This window comes from Hyalangium sp. (genome assembly GCF_045802625.1).
In the GTDB taxonomy this organism is placed as follows: domain Bacteria; phylum Myxococcota; class Myxococcia; order Myxococcales; family Myxococcaceae; genus Hyalangium.
On the sequence record NZ_JBJMQP010000215.1, the window covers coordinates 1 to 13977 of the forward strand.

The 13977-nt window shown below is 69.8% G+C and carries 11 protein-coding genes; 7 read left to right on the top strand and 4 right to left on the bottom strand.

Annotated elements, in window-relative coordinates; translation table 11 throughout:
- The first annotated feature begins 140 nt into the window (after positions 1-140).
- The 4 genes from ACJ8AT_RS34835 (at position 141) to ACJ8AT_RS34850 (ending at position 7525) form a co-directional block, all read left to right on the top strand.
- Entirely contained in the window at positions 141-2051 is a 1911-nt protein-coding gene (locus tag ACJ8AT_RS34835) for an AAA domain-containing protein (RefSeq protein WP_407742275.1), read from the top strand.
- A gap of 65 nt (positions 2052-2116) precedes the next feature.
- Positions 2117-2965, top strand: a complete 849-nt coding sequence (locus tag ACJ8AT_RS34840; protein ID WP_407742276.1) for an alpha/beta fold hydrolase — start codon at positions 2117-2119, stop codon at positions 2963-2965.
- Positions 2966-3208: 243 nt separating this feature from the next.
- Positions 3209-6211, top strand: a complete 3003-nt coding sequence (locus ACJ8AT_RS34845; RefSeq protein ID WP_407742277.1) for a choice-of-anchor D domain-containing protein — start codon at positions 3209-3211, stop codon at positions 6209-6211.
- Between the two features lie 75 nt (positions 6212-6286).
- The gene (locus tag ACJ8AT_RS34850) at positions 6287-7525 is read left to right on the top strand and encodes a serine/threonine protein kinase (RefSeq protein ID WP_407742278.1); all 1239 of its coding nucleotides are present in this window, start codon (positions 6287-6289) and stop codon (positions 7523-7525) included.
- Between the two features lie 45 nt (positions 7526-7570).
- Here the strand turns inward: ACJ8AT_RS34850 and ACJ8AT_RS34855 are convergent, their stop codons facing one another.
- Genes ACJ8AT_RS34855 through ttcA form a run of 3 tightly spaced genes read right to left on the bottom strand, consistent with a single transcriptional unit; the run spans position 7571 to position 10055 of the window.
- Positions 7571-8395: a phosphate/phosphite/phosphonate ABC transporter substrate-binding protein gene (locus tag ACJ8AT_RS34855; RefSeq protein WP_407742279.1), complete on the bottom strand. Its 825-nt coding sequence runs from the start codon at positions 8393-8395 to the stop codon at positions 7571-7573.
- An 8-nt stretch (positions 8396-8403) separates the two neighbouring features.
- Positions 8404-9234, bottom strand: coding sequence for a TerB family tellurite resistance protein (locus ACJ8AT_RS34860; protein ID WP_407742280.1), 831 nt, complete (start codon positions 9232-9234; stop codon positions 8404-8406).
- A complete protein-coding gene (ttcA, locus tag ACJ8AT_RS34865; RefSeq protein WP_407742281.1) occupies positions 9213-10055 on the bottom strand; it encodes a tRNA 2-thiocytidine(32) synthetase TtcA in 843 nt (280 codons plus the stop codon). Before ttcA ends, ACJ8AT_RS34860 begins: the two co-directional genes overlap by 22 nt.
- Positions 10056-10133: 78 nt before the next feature.
- Between ttcA and ACJ8AT_RS34870 the strand changes: the two genes are divergently transcribed.
- Positions 10134-11312 carry a ribonuclease D gene (locus tag ACJ8AT_RS34870; RefSeq protein WP_407742282.1) on the top strand — a complete coding sequence of 393 codons (1179 nt, stop codon included), beginning with the start codon at positions 10134-10136 and terminating at the stop codon, positions 11310-11312.
- On the opposite strand, the gene ACJ8AT_RS34875 is transcribed toward ACJ8AT_RS34870, so the two are convergent.
- Positions 11309-11953 (bottom strand): O-methyltransferase, encoded by a 645-nt coding sequence (locus tag ACJ8AT_RS34875; RefSeq protein WP_407742283.1) that lies wholly within the window; start codon positions 11951-11953, stop codon positions 11309-11311. The two genes, ACJ8AT_RS34870 and ACJ8AT_RS34875, sit on opposite strands and share 4 nt — an antisense overlap.
- Before the next feature lie 115 nt (positions 11954-12068).
- On the opposite strand from ACJ8AT_RS34875, the gene ACJ8AT_RS34880 reads away from it, so the two are divergent.
- Both ACJ8AT_RS34880 and ACJ8AT_RS34885 read left to right on the top strand, forming a co-directional pair.
- Positions 12069-12422 (top strand): hypothetical protein, encoded by a 354-nt coding sequence (locus ACJ8AT_RS34880; RefSeq protein WP_407742284.1) that lies wholly within the window; start codon positions 12069-12071, stop codon positions 12420-12422.
- Between the two features lie 161 nt (positions 12423-12583).
- Positions 12584-13912, top strand: a complete 1329-nt coding sequence (locus ACJ8AT_RS34885) for a peptidoglycan-binding protein (RefSeq protein WP_407742285.1) — start codon at positions 12584-12586, stop codon at positions 13910-13912.
- The last annotated feature ends 65 nt before the right edge of the window (positions 13913-13977 follow it).

Genomic DNA, 13977 nt, shown 5'->3' on the forward strand with positions numbered 1-13977 from the left:
AGCAGCAGGCGAAGCAGCTCACGTGTCCTCTGCATCGTCACCGGCTCCCTTGGGCCGCAGCAGCTCGTCCAGCCCGGAGCTTGGGTCGGAATCCGCGAGAGCGCAAGCCGACATGCCCGCCCTCTGGCATAACTGTCTCCATGCCTCGCGACGTCTCCTTCTTCGACCAGCTCGGCCGGCTCCTCGCCATGGAGCGCGATGCCGAGCGTGCCCGCTCCGCCGCGCTCGCCCAGAGCATGACCCTGCGCGAGCGCGCCGAGCAGGGCCTCTCCGTCCTCGACCTGGAGAGCATCGAGGAGGAAGTCGGACTCGGCGGGCGCATCCTCCTCACCCTCGCCCGCGCCGATCGCGCCCCGTTCCCCTCCCCCCTCAACAACGGCGATCTCGTGGCGGTCATGCCTCGCCGCGCCGAGGTGAAGGAGCCCGCACGCGCCCTCGTCTCGCGCGCCACCCGGACCCGCATCCAGCTCGCCTTCGATCGCTCCCCGCCGCCCTTCATCCACGAGGGACTGCTGCGCCTGGATGTCGTCCCCAATGACGTCACCTACGAGCGCGTGCGCGCTGGCCTGGAGCGTGTGAAGGCGCTCGACAAGGGCGCCGAGCGCCGCAAGCGAGAGGTGCTCCTGGGCAACGAGCCCCCCCGCTTCGACAAGCCGAAGGCGCTCGAGCCCACCCGCCCGCTCAACCCCGAGCAGGCGGACGCCGTCGCACGCGCCCTGGCCTCCGAGGACTTCTTCCTCGTCCACGGCCCTCCCGGCACCGGCAAGAGCACCGTGCTCGCGGAGATCGCCGTACAGGCGGTGGAGCGCGGCGAGCGCCTGCTGTGCACCGCCGCCAGCAACGCCGCCGTGGACCATCTGCTCGAGCTGTGCCTCAACCAGGGCCTGCGCGCCATCCGCGTGGGCCACCCCGCCCGCGTGGCCGCCCGCCTCCAGGAGCACACCCTCGACATCATCGTCGAGGAGCACCCCGACCGGATCCTCTCGCGCGAGCTGTTCGACGAGGCGTTTGATCTCTTCGGCTACGCGCGCCGCCAGCGCACCCAGGGCCGCAGCCGCGAGCGCTTCTCCAACGCCCGCTCCTCCACCACCGAGGCCAAGAGCCTCATGGACGAGGCCCGCGCCCTGGAGCGCAAGGCCGTGCGCGCCGTGCTCGAGCGCGCCCAGATCGTCTGCGTCACCCTGGCCAGCCTCCAGTCCGGCCTGCTCTCCCACGAGTCCTTTGATCTGGCCCTCATCGACGAGGCCACCCAGGCCACCGAGCCCCTCACCCTGCTCGGCTTCCTGCGCGCTCCCAAGGTCATCCTCGCTGGAGATCCCAAGCAGCTCCCGCCCACCATCCTCTCCCAGGAAGCCGCCAAGGCGGGCCTCTCGACGAGCCTCTTCGAGCGCCTGCTCCAGGACCACGGCGAGGGCGTGAAGCGCATGCTGCGCGAGCAGTACCGGATGAACTCGCGCATCATGGACTTCCCCTCGCGCGAGATGTACGGCGGCGAGCTGCGCGCCCACCCCAGCGTCGCGGATCGCGCCCTGGCGGACGTGCTGTCCCCCGGTGTGACTGTGGAGGCCCCGCCCGTCCTCTTCCTCGACACCGCCGGCAAGGGCTTCGACGAGCAGGTGGAGGAGAGCACCCAGAGCCTCTTCAACCCCGGCGAGGCGGACCTGATCGCCGCCCGGGTGAAGGAGCTGCTGGCCGCGGGGCTGGCCCCACGGGAGCTGGCCGTCATCGCCCCCTACAGCGCCCAGGCCTTCCACCTGCGCGAGCGCGTGGAGGCCCTCTCCCCGGACATCGAGGTGGACACCGTGGACGCCTTCCAGGGCCGCGAGAAGGACGCCATCCTGGTGAGCCTCACCCGCTCCAACTCCGAGGGACAGCTCGGCTTCCTCACGGACTTGCGCCGCATGAACGTGGCGCTCACCCGCGCCCGGCGGCACCTGTTCGTCGTGGGGGACTCGGCCACCTTGAGCAGCCACGCCTTCTACTCGCGCTTCATCGAGGGCACCCAGGCTGCGGGCGGCTACCACTCCGCGTGGGAGTGGCCCGAGCCCTGAGGCTGCTACAAGGGTGGTTCTCTCCGACGCCCGAACAGGGTAAGCGAGGGCCTCAGGAGACCCGCGTGCCCCCATCCTTCGAGTCCTTCACCATCCTCTCCCAGGCCGTCGCCGTGCACGTGCGCGAGCGCAACCCGAAGGGCACCCCCGCCGTCCTGTTCCTCCACGGCTGGTTGGATCACTCCCACACCTTCGACTGGGTGCTGGAGCACCTGCCGGACGCCTGGCGCCTGGTCCTCCTGGACTTCCGAGGCATGGGGCGCAGCGAGCACGTGCCCCTGGGCGCTCACTACTCCTTCCCCGACTACCTGCTCGACGTGGAGGCCACTCTCGATGATCTCAAGCTGAGCGAGGTTCATCTCGTCGGGCACTCGCTGGGCGGCATCGTCGGCTCGGCGTACGCGGCGGCGCGCCCCTCGCGCGTGAAGAGCCTCACGTTGATCGAAAGCCTGGGGCCCCTGGGCGGGGCTCCCGAAGAGGCGCTGGACCGCATGCGCGGCTTCCTGGATGACGCGCAGCGGCCCTCCCACCGCAAGCGCTACCCCAGCGTGGAGGCCGCCGCGGCGCGCCTGCGCGAGAACAACCCCACGCTCACGGAGGCCGCCTCGCTCCACCTGGCCCACCACGGCACCGAGTCCTTCGAGGGCGGCTACCGCTTCCGGTTTGATCCACGGCACCGCCGCCGCTTCGGCCACGGCTGGGACGAGGCCCAGTGGCTCGCCATCTCCGCCGCCATCACCTGCCCGGTGCAGGTGATCCACGGCAGCCAGGGGCTCGCCATGGACGACTCCAGGGCCAGCGCTCGCCTGGCCGCCCTTCGCTCCCCCAAGCCGCTCACTCTGTCCGGCGGTCACCATGTCCACCTGGAACAACCCGAGGCCGTGGCTCGCGCGCTGGAGCACTTCCTCCGCTGATCCGAGAACGGCTCCGCTCCGCGGGTAGGGAAAAAACCCAGGTCGCCAGACCCCAGGTAGGGAAAAGACTTTCCACCCTGAAGGACAACGCCGTTCCCTTGCCTGGAAGAGCGTTGGCGGCTGAGCCTCGCAAGCTCCTGATCTCACGAAGGCGCGCGAAGGCGCGGGGGTTGGTACGCCCTTTGGATTGGGGAGCCCCGGATGCGCACGCGCAGGCGGGCAAGGACAACGGCGGGAGCGACGATGAGGCGGCAGGGGTGGGGCTGGGGACGGGTCCTCGGGCTGGTGGTGGTGGCAGCCGTGATGGGGGCGTGCCACGAGCCGGGGAACACTCGCTCGGTGCAGGCAGCCGCGGTGGTCGACACGGAGCTCCTCGACTTCGGCGAGGTGCCCGTGGGCGAGTGGCGAGAGCAAACGGTGGTGGTTCGCAACGTGGGCTACGTGCCGTTCTCCGTGCTGGAGGCGCTGGCGCTGGACAACACCCCCTCGTACCAGGTGGAGCTGGTGGACGGGGGCCGCGTGGCGCCGGGCGAGTCCAAGAAGGTGAGGGTGCGCTTCCACCCGCTGACCGAGGGCCCCATCGCAGAGCGGGTCCACCTGGCCACGGATGCCAACACCGGCCGCGAGCACACCATCTCCGTGCGAGGCCAGGGCTCGCCCACGCCGATTCAAATCTCCCCCTCCGTGCTGGACTTCGAGACGCTCGAGGTGGACAGCGACCGGACGCTGACCTTCACCGTCACCAACCCGGTGGATCTGCCGCTCACGGTGCAGGTGGCGGGCGCCAACGCCGATCCCTTCTCGACGGACACCATCACCCTGCCGCCCTTCAGCACCCAGGAGGTGCACACGAAGTACCTGCCGCACGAGCTGGGCCGCATGGGCGCGCTGGTGGAGGTGCGCTCCTGCGAGGGGTGCACGCCGACGAGGGTGCAGCTCGCGGGCAACTCGGTGCCCAGCGCCTTCGTCTTCGAGCCCTCGCCGGTGCCCTTCCCGTCCATCCCCGTGCACGAGAGCGCCGAGAGCCACACGCAGGTGCGCAACATCACCTGGCGGCCGGTGACCATCTCCCAGCTGAACACGACGGACGAGTCCTTCGCGGCGCTCACGCAGCTGTCGGGGCAGACGGTGCGGCCGAACGAGGCGGTGCGGCTGCAGATGCGGTTCGCGGCGCGCACCTCGGGCCCGACGACGGCGGACCTCACGGTGGACTACGAGTCGGACAAGGCGCGCCAGACGCAGGTGATGCTGGACGCGCGAGGCGGGCAGCCCACGCTCGCGGTGGCGCCGGCGGCGCTGGACTTCGGCGAGCTGCCGGTGGGCGGCAAGGTGGGCAAGGTCATCCGCATCTCCAACGGCGGCAGCAACGGCAACCTGCTCTTCCTGGGCGTGCATGGGGGCGGAGCCTCGGAGCAGTTCGGCGTGGACGTGCCCAAGCGCGGCACCCAGGCGTACGGGTGGAACGGCGGCGCGTGGCCCTCGCTGCAGGCGGACTCGCTGCCCATCGCTCCGGGCAATGACGCGCTGGAGCTCACCGTCTACTTCGAGCCCCAGGCCGAGGGCAGCTTCCAGGCCACGCTCACGCTGTCCTCGAGCGACTTCTTCACGCCCGAGCGCACCATCACCCTCACCGGCCGGGCGCACACCAGCGGCCCGTGCGTGTACGAGCTGCGGCCCCAGCCGGTGCTGGACTTCGGCAACGTGGCGCCGGGCCGGGGCGCGGTGCTGGGCATCTACATGCGCAACCCCGGCCGCGCCGAGTGCGCGGTGAAGGACATTCACCTCTCCAACAATGCGGGCGGGGCCTTCTTCATGCCGGGCGGTCCGCTCACCGGTGGCGTGCTGCCGTATGACACGGCCTTCAGCACGCAGGTGGCCTTCAAGCCGCCCGCCGAGGGCGCCTACGCGGGCGAGCTGATGCTGACGGTGAACGACCCGGCCGCGCCCACGGTGAGGCTGCCGCTGAAGGGCTCGTCCAAGGCGTCGTGCCTGGTGGCCGCGCCGGCCTACGTGGACTTCGGCCCCATCCGCTACGACTGCGAGACCCACCCGCGCCGCACGCTCATCTCCAACCAGTGCCCCTACCCCATCACGGTGGACAACGCGTGGATCGGCACCGGCACGAGCGAGCAGTTCCAGCTCACCACGCCCCTGGCCGACCCACGGCAGCTGGCGCCGGGCGAGGGCTTCGAGCTGGAGGTGACGTACGCGCGCAACGTGCATGGCCAGCACTACAGCCCGCTCTTCGTACAAGGCAACAACGAGCCCGTCCCGCTGGTCGTCCCGCTCCTGGCGGAGACGAACCACGAGGGCCTCCAGCGGGATCAGTTCATCCAGGGCACGGACAGCCAGCTCGATGTGCTCTTCGTCGTCTCCAACACCACCACCATGGACACCTTCCAGCGGCGGCTGCAGTCGGCCATCCCCGGCTGGCTGGAGCACGCCCGGCAGGAGGGAGTGGACCTGCGCGTGGGCGTCACCACCACGGGCCTCGTCCCGCGCAACGTGTGCCAGGGGCCCGCGCAGGGCGGCGAGGACGGACGGCTGGTGCCGGCGGATGGCAGCAGCCAGCGCGTGGTGAGCAGCCTGGCGGCCTCGGCGGCGGCGGCGCTCCAGGCCAACGTGAGCGTCGGCCTGTGCCACAACCTGGTGCAGGGCCTGGAGACGGTGCGGCAGGCGCTCTCCTCGCCGCTGGTGGACAGCGTGGATGATCCGCGCACCTCGCTGCCCAATGACGGCAACGCGGGCTTCCTGCGCTCCACGGCTCGCATGGCGGTGGTGGTCCTGTCCGACGAGGATGACCACTCGGGCTTCGCACCGGACAGCTACATCCAGTTCCTCCAGAGCCTGAAGGGGCCGGGCATGTCTCACCGCACCCAGCTCTACGCCCTGGTGCCCACCAACGGGCAGTGCCGGACCGCGAGCGACTCGGCCCCGCGCTTCTCCGAGGTGGCTCGGGCGACGGGCGGCGCGGTGGGCTCGGTGTGCCAGGGTGACTACCAGCCCTTCCTGGCCCAGGTCATCGGCCGCGCGGGAGACCCGCAGGCCGACTTCCCCCTCACCGCCACGCCCACGGGCACGACCGAGATGTCCGTCCAGGTCAACGGACGCACGGTGGACCGCGGGCTCTGGTGGTACGACGCCGCGCGCAATGCCCTGGTGTTCAATGCCAACGCGGTGCCCAAGACGGGGGAGAGCATCCAGGTCCGCTACCGGAGCGTCTGCCGGGCTCCCCCAGCGCCGTGACGGGCGGACCAGGGCTGGAAATCCCGTGAGACGGGCTTCCGATCACAGGCCCCGCGCGGCTATCGTTCCCGGTGCGTGGAGACCTTCGGGCGCTATGAGCTACTGCGCAAGCTCGCGGCAGGCGGGATGGGCCAGGTGTACCTGGCCCGGCAGAAGGGTCCCGTGGGCTTCCAGAAGCTGCTGGTGGTGAAGCGGCTTTTGCCCCACCTGTCCGAGGACGACGAGTTCATCGCCATGTTCCTGGACGAGGCGCGCATCGCCGCGCTGCTCAACCACCCGAACATCGCGCAGATCTACGATCTGGGAGAGGTGGACGGCATCTACTACATCGCCATGGAGTACGTGCATGGCGAGGCCATCGCCGAGGTGAACAAGCGGGCCATCCAGCGCAAGGGCTCGATGCCGCTGGCGCTCAAGTGCCGCGTCATCTCGGACGCGGCGGCGGGGCTGGACGCGGCGCACCATGCCCGGAGCCCCTCGGGGCGCAAGCTGGCGCTGATCCACCGGGATGTGTCGCCGCAGAACGTGCTGGTGGGCTTCAACGGGGCGGTGAAGATCATCGACTTCGGGGTGGCGAAGGCGGCCAACAAGTTCAGCCAGACGACGGCGGGGCAGATCAAGGGCAAGCACGCGTACATGTCCCCGGAGCAGGCCAAGGGCGAGCCGCTGGATCACCGCTCGGACGTGTTCGGCCTGGGGACGGTGTTCTACGAGCTGCTGACGAACACGCGCCTGTTCAAGCGCGAGTCGGAGCTCGCCACGCTGAAGGCGGTGGTGGGCGCGAAGGTGGCGCCTCCCTCGGAGGTGGTGCAGGGCCTGCCGAAGGCGCTGGATGCGGTGGTGCTCAAGGCGCTGGCGAAGAACCGGGACGAGCGCTTCGCCACGGCGGGCGACTTGCAGCTGGCCATCGAGGACTTCCTCTTCAAGCAGCAGCTGCCGGGCACCACGGCGCACCTGGCGGCCTTCATGCGGGAGATCTACGCCGAGGAGCTGGAGGAGGCGGAGTCCAGCGAGCCGACGATCATCGCGTACGATCCGCGGCTGTCGGGCCGCAAGCCGCCCCCGCCGCTGCTGGACGACTCGGCCCCGACGACGCAGGTGCCCGCGCACAAGCCACCCTCGGAGGCTCCAGCCAAGCCGCCCTCGGAGGCGTCGCCCAAGCCGTCGACGGTCAGCCCGATCCCGAAAGCGCCGAAGGCGACCGGAACCCTGCCCCCCAAGACGTCCGGGACCCTGCCGCCGAAAACGCTCGGCGAGCCCTCGAAGGACGCCACGCCCAAGAAGAGCTCCCGCAGCGGCAAGGGCGAGAAGTAGCGCCAATCCAGGCGCCTTGAACTCCAAGCCCCAGGCGCCAGCCCCTCAGAGGCTGGCCAGGGCCACGCGGTAGAGGGCGCGGTAGCCCATGCGCGGCGCGGGCTCGAAGCGGTCGGCGCTGAAGAGGTTCTTCAGCAGATCCTGGCCCTCGGCCGTCTCCCCCAGCCCGAGCAGCGTCGTCTCCAGCGTGCGCACCATCGAGGGCGGCACGCTCATCGCCACCGGCACGCCGTCGTTGGGCGCCTCCTCGGTGTAGGCGATGAGCTCGAACTTGTCCGCCGCCTTGCCGCCCAGCACCTTCTCCACACCCGCGCTGAACGCCAGGCCCGTGGAGGCCGGCGGGCAGAACACCCCCGCCACATCCGCCGTCCCCGCCAGCACCTCCTCCAGCGCCCCGCGGTAGGAGCCCGTGAAGTGCTGCGCCGTGAAGGTCCGCGAGGGCTCCACGCCCTGGGACTTCAGGTACGCCACCGGCAGCAGGTAGCCCGCCACCGCGTCCCGGTCCACCCACGCCGCCGTGGTGCCCTTCAGCCGGTCCATGGTCAGCCGCGCGCCCGCACGGCACACCAGCGCCGCCCGGTACGAGGACATCCCCAGGCGCACGCCTCGCACCAGCACGCGCACGCCCATGGCCTCGGTGCGCGCGCAGACGAAGGGCGGCGCCCAGGCCGCGTCCGCCCGGCCGGACAGCAGATCCTTGGCGAGCGCCTCGTAGCTGGCCGCCACGCTCACCTCCACCGACTTGCCCAGCGCGCTCTGCAAGAACGCCAGCAGCTTGTCGGCACGATCGCGCACCTGCTCGCTGCCCAGCGACGGCGGCAGCACGAACCGGAACGCGTTACGAGTCGAATTCGGAACGTTCACGGACATACGCCCGCCTAAGCCCCCGCTCCCTGATCCAGCCGCGACACCTCGTCATCCGCCAACCCGAACGTCGCCTGCAGCAGATCCAGGATGCGCTGCTCGGCGGCGCTGGCCTCGCCCGAGGCGTGGGCGATCTTCGTCGCCAGCCGGTAGGCCTTCACCCGCTGCCCGTGCGTGGTCAGCCCATGCGCCATCACCTGGAGCCGCTGCGGCAGCCCCTCGGTGGCCAGCGCGGACACCGCCTCGCTCACGAAGCCCTGGGCCCGCTCCGGGCTCACGTTCTGGAAGAGCGGATCCGCCGCGAAGCTCTCCACCAGCGCCCGCGCCTCGGCCTCCTTGAGCTGCCCGTCCGCCGCGCTCACCAGCACCATCACCTCCGCGTACAGCCGCTCCAGCGGCTCACCGAGCGCCTCGGCCAGGCTGCCCCCCTGCTCGATGATGTCGATGATCTGCGCCACCTCGTCCTCGGAGATGCCGAGCGCGGCCTGCATCGTCTTCAGCAGCCCCAGCTCCATGCGCGTGGCGCGCTGGTCCGCGAAGGCCACCGCCGCCGCCAGCCCGAAGGCCAGCATCCGGGTCTTGTGGTCCGGCAGCCGCGTGCGCAGCGAGGTGAGGATCTCCTGGAGATCCTTCGCCTGCGACAGCCGCTGGGCGCTGGACTCCACCAGCGCGTTGAGCTCCTCGGGCTTGGTGCCCTCGAACTCGGGGCGCTCGATGACGCGCGTCAGCAGCGTGCGGATCTCCACCTGGGACACGGAGCCATCGGCCATGGCGGCCAGCAACATGGCCTCCACGAGTGCGGCGTTGCGCTGCTTGCGCGCGTTCAGGGCCTGTTCTCGAGCCATGGGCTGGCGCTCCCTTCCGGGGGACGAGGGGTGGAGTTGACAGCCTCTTCCTTCGCATCCAGCGACAGAAAATCGAAGAGGTTTCGATCCAGCAGGTGGCTGGGCCGCACGTTATTCATCGCCGAGAGGATGCTCTGGCGGACATTGGGGATCTCCTTGCCCAGCTCCTCCACCAGCCGCTGCATGCGCTTGCGCTGTAGGTTCTCCTGCGAGCCGCACAAGTCACAGGGGATGATGGGGAACTGCCTCAGCTCGGCGAACTGGGCGATCTCCTTCTCGGGCGCGTAGCACAGCGGCCGGATGACGGTGTTGCGCCCATCATCGCTCTTGAGCACCGGCGGCATCGCCTTGAGCGAGCCCGCGAAGAACAGGTTCAACAGCAGCGTGTTGATGAGATCATCCCGGTGGTGCCCCAGGGCAATCTTGGTGCAGCCCAGCTCCACCGCCGCCGTGTAGAGGATGCCCCGGCGCAGCCGCGAGCACACCGTGCACTGTGTCTTCCCCGGCGGCGTCTTCTCCAGGACGATGCTGTAGGTGTCCTCCTTCAGCATCTTGTAGGCGTAGCCCTCGCGCTGGAAATACGCCTCCAGCTTGTCCGCGGGGAAGCCGGGGTGGCCTTGATCCAGGTTCACTGCCAGCAACTCGAAGCGCACCGGCGCGCGCCGCTGCAGCTCCCGCAGCAGGTACAGGAGGGTGTAGGAGTCCTTGCCACCTGACACCCCGACCATGATGCGGTCGCCCTCTTGGATGAGGCCGTAGTCCGAGATGGCCCTCCCCACATGACCAAGCAGGTTCTTCTCCAGGCGTTGGATGTCACTCATGGCGTGCCCATCCTACCGGCGGCCGGGGAAAAAACACGTGACACGTACAGTTCCCGGTTCGCTAGCCTGCCCACCCCGATGCCGACCTTCCCCCATGGTGCCGTAGATATAGTCGACGCTCCGGGCGCCCAGGCCGCCGCCCGGACGCTGGAGCAGGCGAGCGAGCTGGCCGTGGACCTGGAGGCGGACGCCATGCACGCCTTCCGGGCCCGGCTCTGCTTCCTCCAGCTGGGCACCGACACGGACGTCTTCCTCTTCGACACGCTCGCCCCGGGAGTGGAGGCGGGCCTGCTCGCTCCCCTGATGGCCGACCCGGGGCGCACGAAGTTCTTCCACGCCGCGCAGGGAGACCTGCAGTACCTGGCGGAGACGGGCGTGCGAGTCCAGGGCCTCTTCGATACCCACCGGGCCGCCACGCTGCTGGGCTGGCCGAAGGTGGGGCTCGCGGACATCGCCCGGGAGCGGCTCGGGGTGGAGCTGCCCAAGGAGCACCAGCAGTCGGACTTCGCGCTGCGTCCCCTGCCCCCGGAGATGCGCGAGTACATCGCCAACGACGTGCGCTACCTGTGCGAGCTGGGCCGGCAGGTGCGCGAGGAGTGCCGCAAGGCGGACATCCTCGAGGAGGTGCTCCTGGACTGCGCGCGGATGTGCGAGGAGGCCGTGGTCCGGCCGGACGTGGGCGCGGACTTCAAGCCGAAGCTGCCGCGAGCGGGGCTCTCTCCGGCGCAGCTCGCCCTGGGCACGGCCATCGCCCACGCGCTCCACCGCAAGCGCCTGGAGTGGGCGGAGAAGGCCAACGTCCCCATGGGGCGGATGCTCTCCAACATGGCCATCAGCGACATCGCGGTGAAGCTGCCCACCAACCCGCGGGAGCTGGCGCGGGCCGCGGGCGTGCGCGGCGGCTTCGTGCGCGAGCATGGCGAGGAGGTGCTCGCCACCGTCCGCGAGCTGTCCGAGCAGTCCCGCCGCGGCGAGCTGAAGCCCGAGCGCGACTCCAAGGACAGCAGCCGCGACCCGAACCGGCGCAAGCGCGAGGACGCCCTCAAGACGTTCCGCTCGGCGAAGGCGGCCGAGCGCAAGGTGACGCCCTCGGTGGTGCTCCCCAACCCGGTGATGGACGCGCTCGCCTCCCTCCCGCCGCGCAACCTCGAGGAGCTGGCGAAGGTGCCCTGGTTCGGGGAGAAGCGGGTGCGCCTGTACGGAGCGGAGCTGCTGGCGCTGCTGGCGCTGTACCCCGCGCCGGGCCACCTGCTCTAACGCTTGAGCGCCAGCATCATCCCGTCACGCACCGTGAGCAGGACCTTCTCCACCCGAGGGTCCGCCGCCACCTTCGCGTTGAAGGCGACGATGGCGTGGTCCTGCGGAGTCTCCGGCCGGAGCACGCGCCCGCTCCACAGCGTATTGTCCGCCACCAACAGTCCCCCGGAACGCAGCAGGGGCACAATCGCGTCGTAATAGGCGCTGTAGTTCGGCTTGTCCGCGTCGATGAAGGCCAGATCAAACGGCCCCGTCAGCGTCTTCAGCGTCTCCAGCGCCGGCCCCATCCGCAGCTGGATTTTCCGGCCATGCGGGCTTCTGGCGAAGAAGTCCCGCGCAATGGCCTCGGCCTTTTGATCGATATCGCACGTGACGAGCTCGCCATCGGCAGGAAGCCCTTCCGCCATCATCAAGGATGAGTAACCCGTAAACGTCCCCAGCTCGAGCACGCGCCGAGCCCGGGCCAGCTTCACCAGGACGCGCAGGAAGGTTCCCTCCATGGGGCCTACCTGCATCTGCGGCGAGTTCATCCGGGCATACGTTGTTTCCCGGAGTTCCTGGAAGAGCGGACCCGGGGGCTCGGTGTGAGCCTGCGCGTACTCTTCAATCTGGGGTGGGACGAGAGTGAGCGTGTCGGCCATGCCGAAGCATCTACCAGCGATCAGAAACGAGCGCGACAAAGGTCCGCTGGTGATCGCACCAGTTGCGACCAAGGAGGCCATGCATAGCTTTGGGTCCGCTGTGGAGGTGGCCGGCATGACGGGTGAGAGAACGGGCGTGGTGAGGACGGACATCTCTCAGTGCATCACTGCCAGTCTGCGCTGCCAGGCCTCGTGCGAGGCGGGGGTGGCCCGGCTGGTCTCCGAGGGCCACGCCGCCGATAGCGACACGGTGCGGCTGCTCCGGCAGTGTGCGGAGCTCTGTGAGCTGAACGCACGGGCGCTACAGAAGGACAGCGTGCTGGCGCGGCGCACAGCGAGCATCTGCTTCGAGCTGGGCAGCCAGGTGGCGCGCACGGCGTGGCTGGACACCAACGCGGCCAGCGCGGCGCTGGCGCGGGATGCGCTCTTCATGGCGCGCGCGTGCCGGCTGCTGCTCTTCGCCGCCTGAGCCTGAACCGGGTGATGTGATCACACATCCCACCCAACACCTGAATAACAGGTCTATCGAGAATTTTCCTTCTGCGGTATCCTGGGTTCCCCCGATCAGGCAACTTGGGGGTACGGATCTCGATAATCGAGATGCAACCCCCTTCTACCCAGGAACCTCGAATGAGCGTCAATTCCGTCACCCAGCGGCAGACCGCCGCCACGTCGCGCACGGCCGCCACGAGCGGCGCCAACATCCCCGCGCAGTACCGTCAGTGGCTGCCCCAGGTCCAGGCCGCCGCCAAGAAGTACAACCTGGATCCGGCCCTGATCTTCGCGGTGATGAGCCGCGAGTCCGGTGGCAAGAACATCCGCGGCGACGGTGGCCACGGCCGCGGCCTGATGCAGATCGATGACCGCTCGTGGGGCTCGTGGCTCTCGGGCCACAACGGCGGCATGGATCCGGCCTCCAACATCATGAAGGGCGCGGAGATCCTCCGGGCCAACCTGGATCAGTTCAAGGGCAACACCAAGGCGGCGCTCGCGGCGTACAACGCCGGCGGGGGCAACGTGAATAAGGCCCTGCGCGCCGGCCATGATCCGGACAGCGTCACCACGGGCCACAACTACGGCAGCGACGTGCTCAAGCGCGAGGCTCAGTTCAAGGGCGTGAGCACCGGCGGCAGCGGCAGCACCAGCGGCACCGGCGGCACGACTCCGTCGAAGCCCACGACGAAGCCCACGGGCAGCACGGGCTCCACGCCCACGCTCAACGGCCTGCTCAAGAACGGCAGCCGGGGCGCCCAGGTGCTCGACGCGCAGAAGGAGCTGAAGGCGGCGGGTTTCAACCCCGGGCCGCTGGACGGCATCTTCGGGCCCAAGACCGAGGCCGCGGTGAAGTCCTTCCAGAAGGCGCACGGCCTGGCTCAGGACGGCATCGTCGGGCCGAAGACGTGGGGCGCGCTCAAGGGTGACCGGTTCGAGCCGGGCAAGCCCTCCACGGGCGGCACCGGCGGCAAGCCCTCCACGGGCGGCACCGGCGGTACGACTGGCACCGGCAGCACCGGCGACAAGCCGCCCTCGGGCGCCGTGCAGAAGCTGCTCTCCGAGGCGGCCAGCCACGTGGGCTTCCACGAGGGGGCCGGCAACAGCAACCCGTTCTCCAAGGCGCTGGGCCGTCCGCCCGAGGCCTGGTGCGCGGACTTCGTGAGCTACTGCGCCCAGAAGGCGGGGCTCCACATCAACACCGCCTCCGCGCAGGGCGTGCAGGACGCCATCACCAAGCAGGGCGGCTGGAAGGGCAAGAACAACCCGCAGCCGGGCGACGCCGTCACCTTCGCGTGGAATGGCAAGGGCGGCTGGGCCGACCACGTGGGCATGGTCGAGAAGACGTTCAAGAAGGACGGCAAGCTCTGGATCCAGACGATCGAGGGCAACTCGAGCGACCAGGTCGCGCGCCGCACCTACCCGGCCGACTCCGCCGTCATCAAGGGCTACGGCACGATGCACTAAGAGGCCTCTGGCCTCGTAGGACGGAGCGGCGGTGCTCCCGCCGCTCCGGTAGCCCCCCCGGGTTG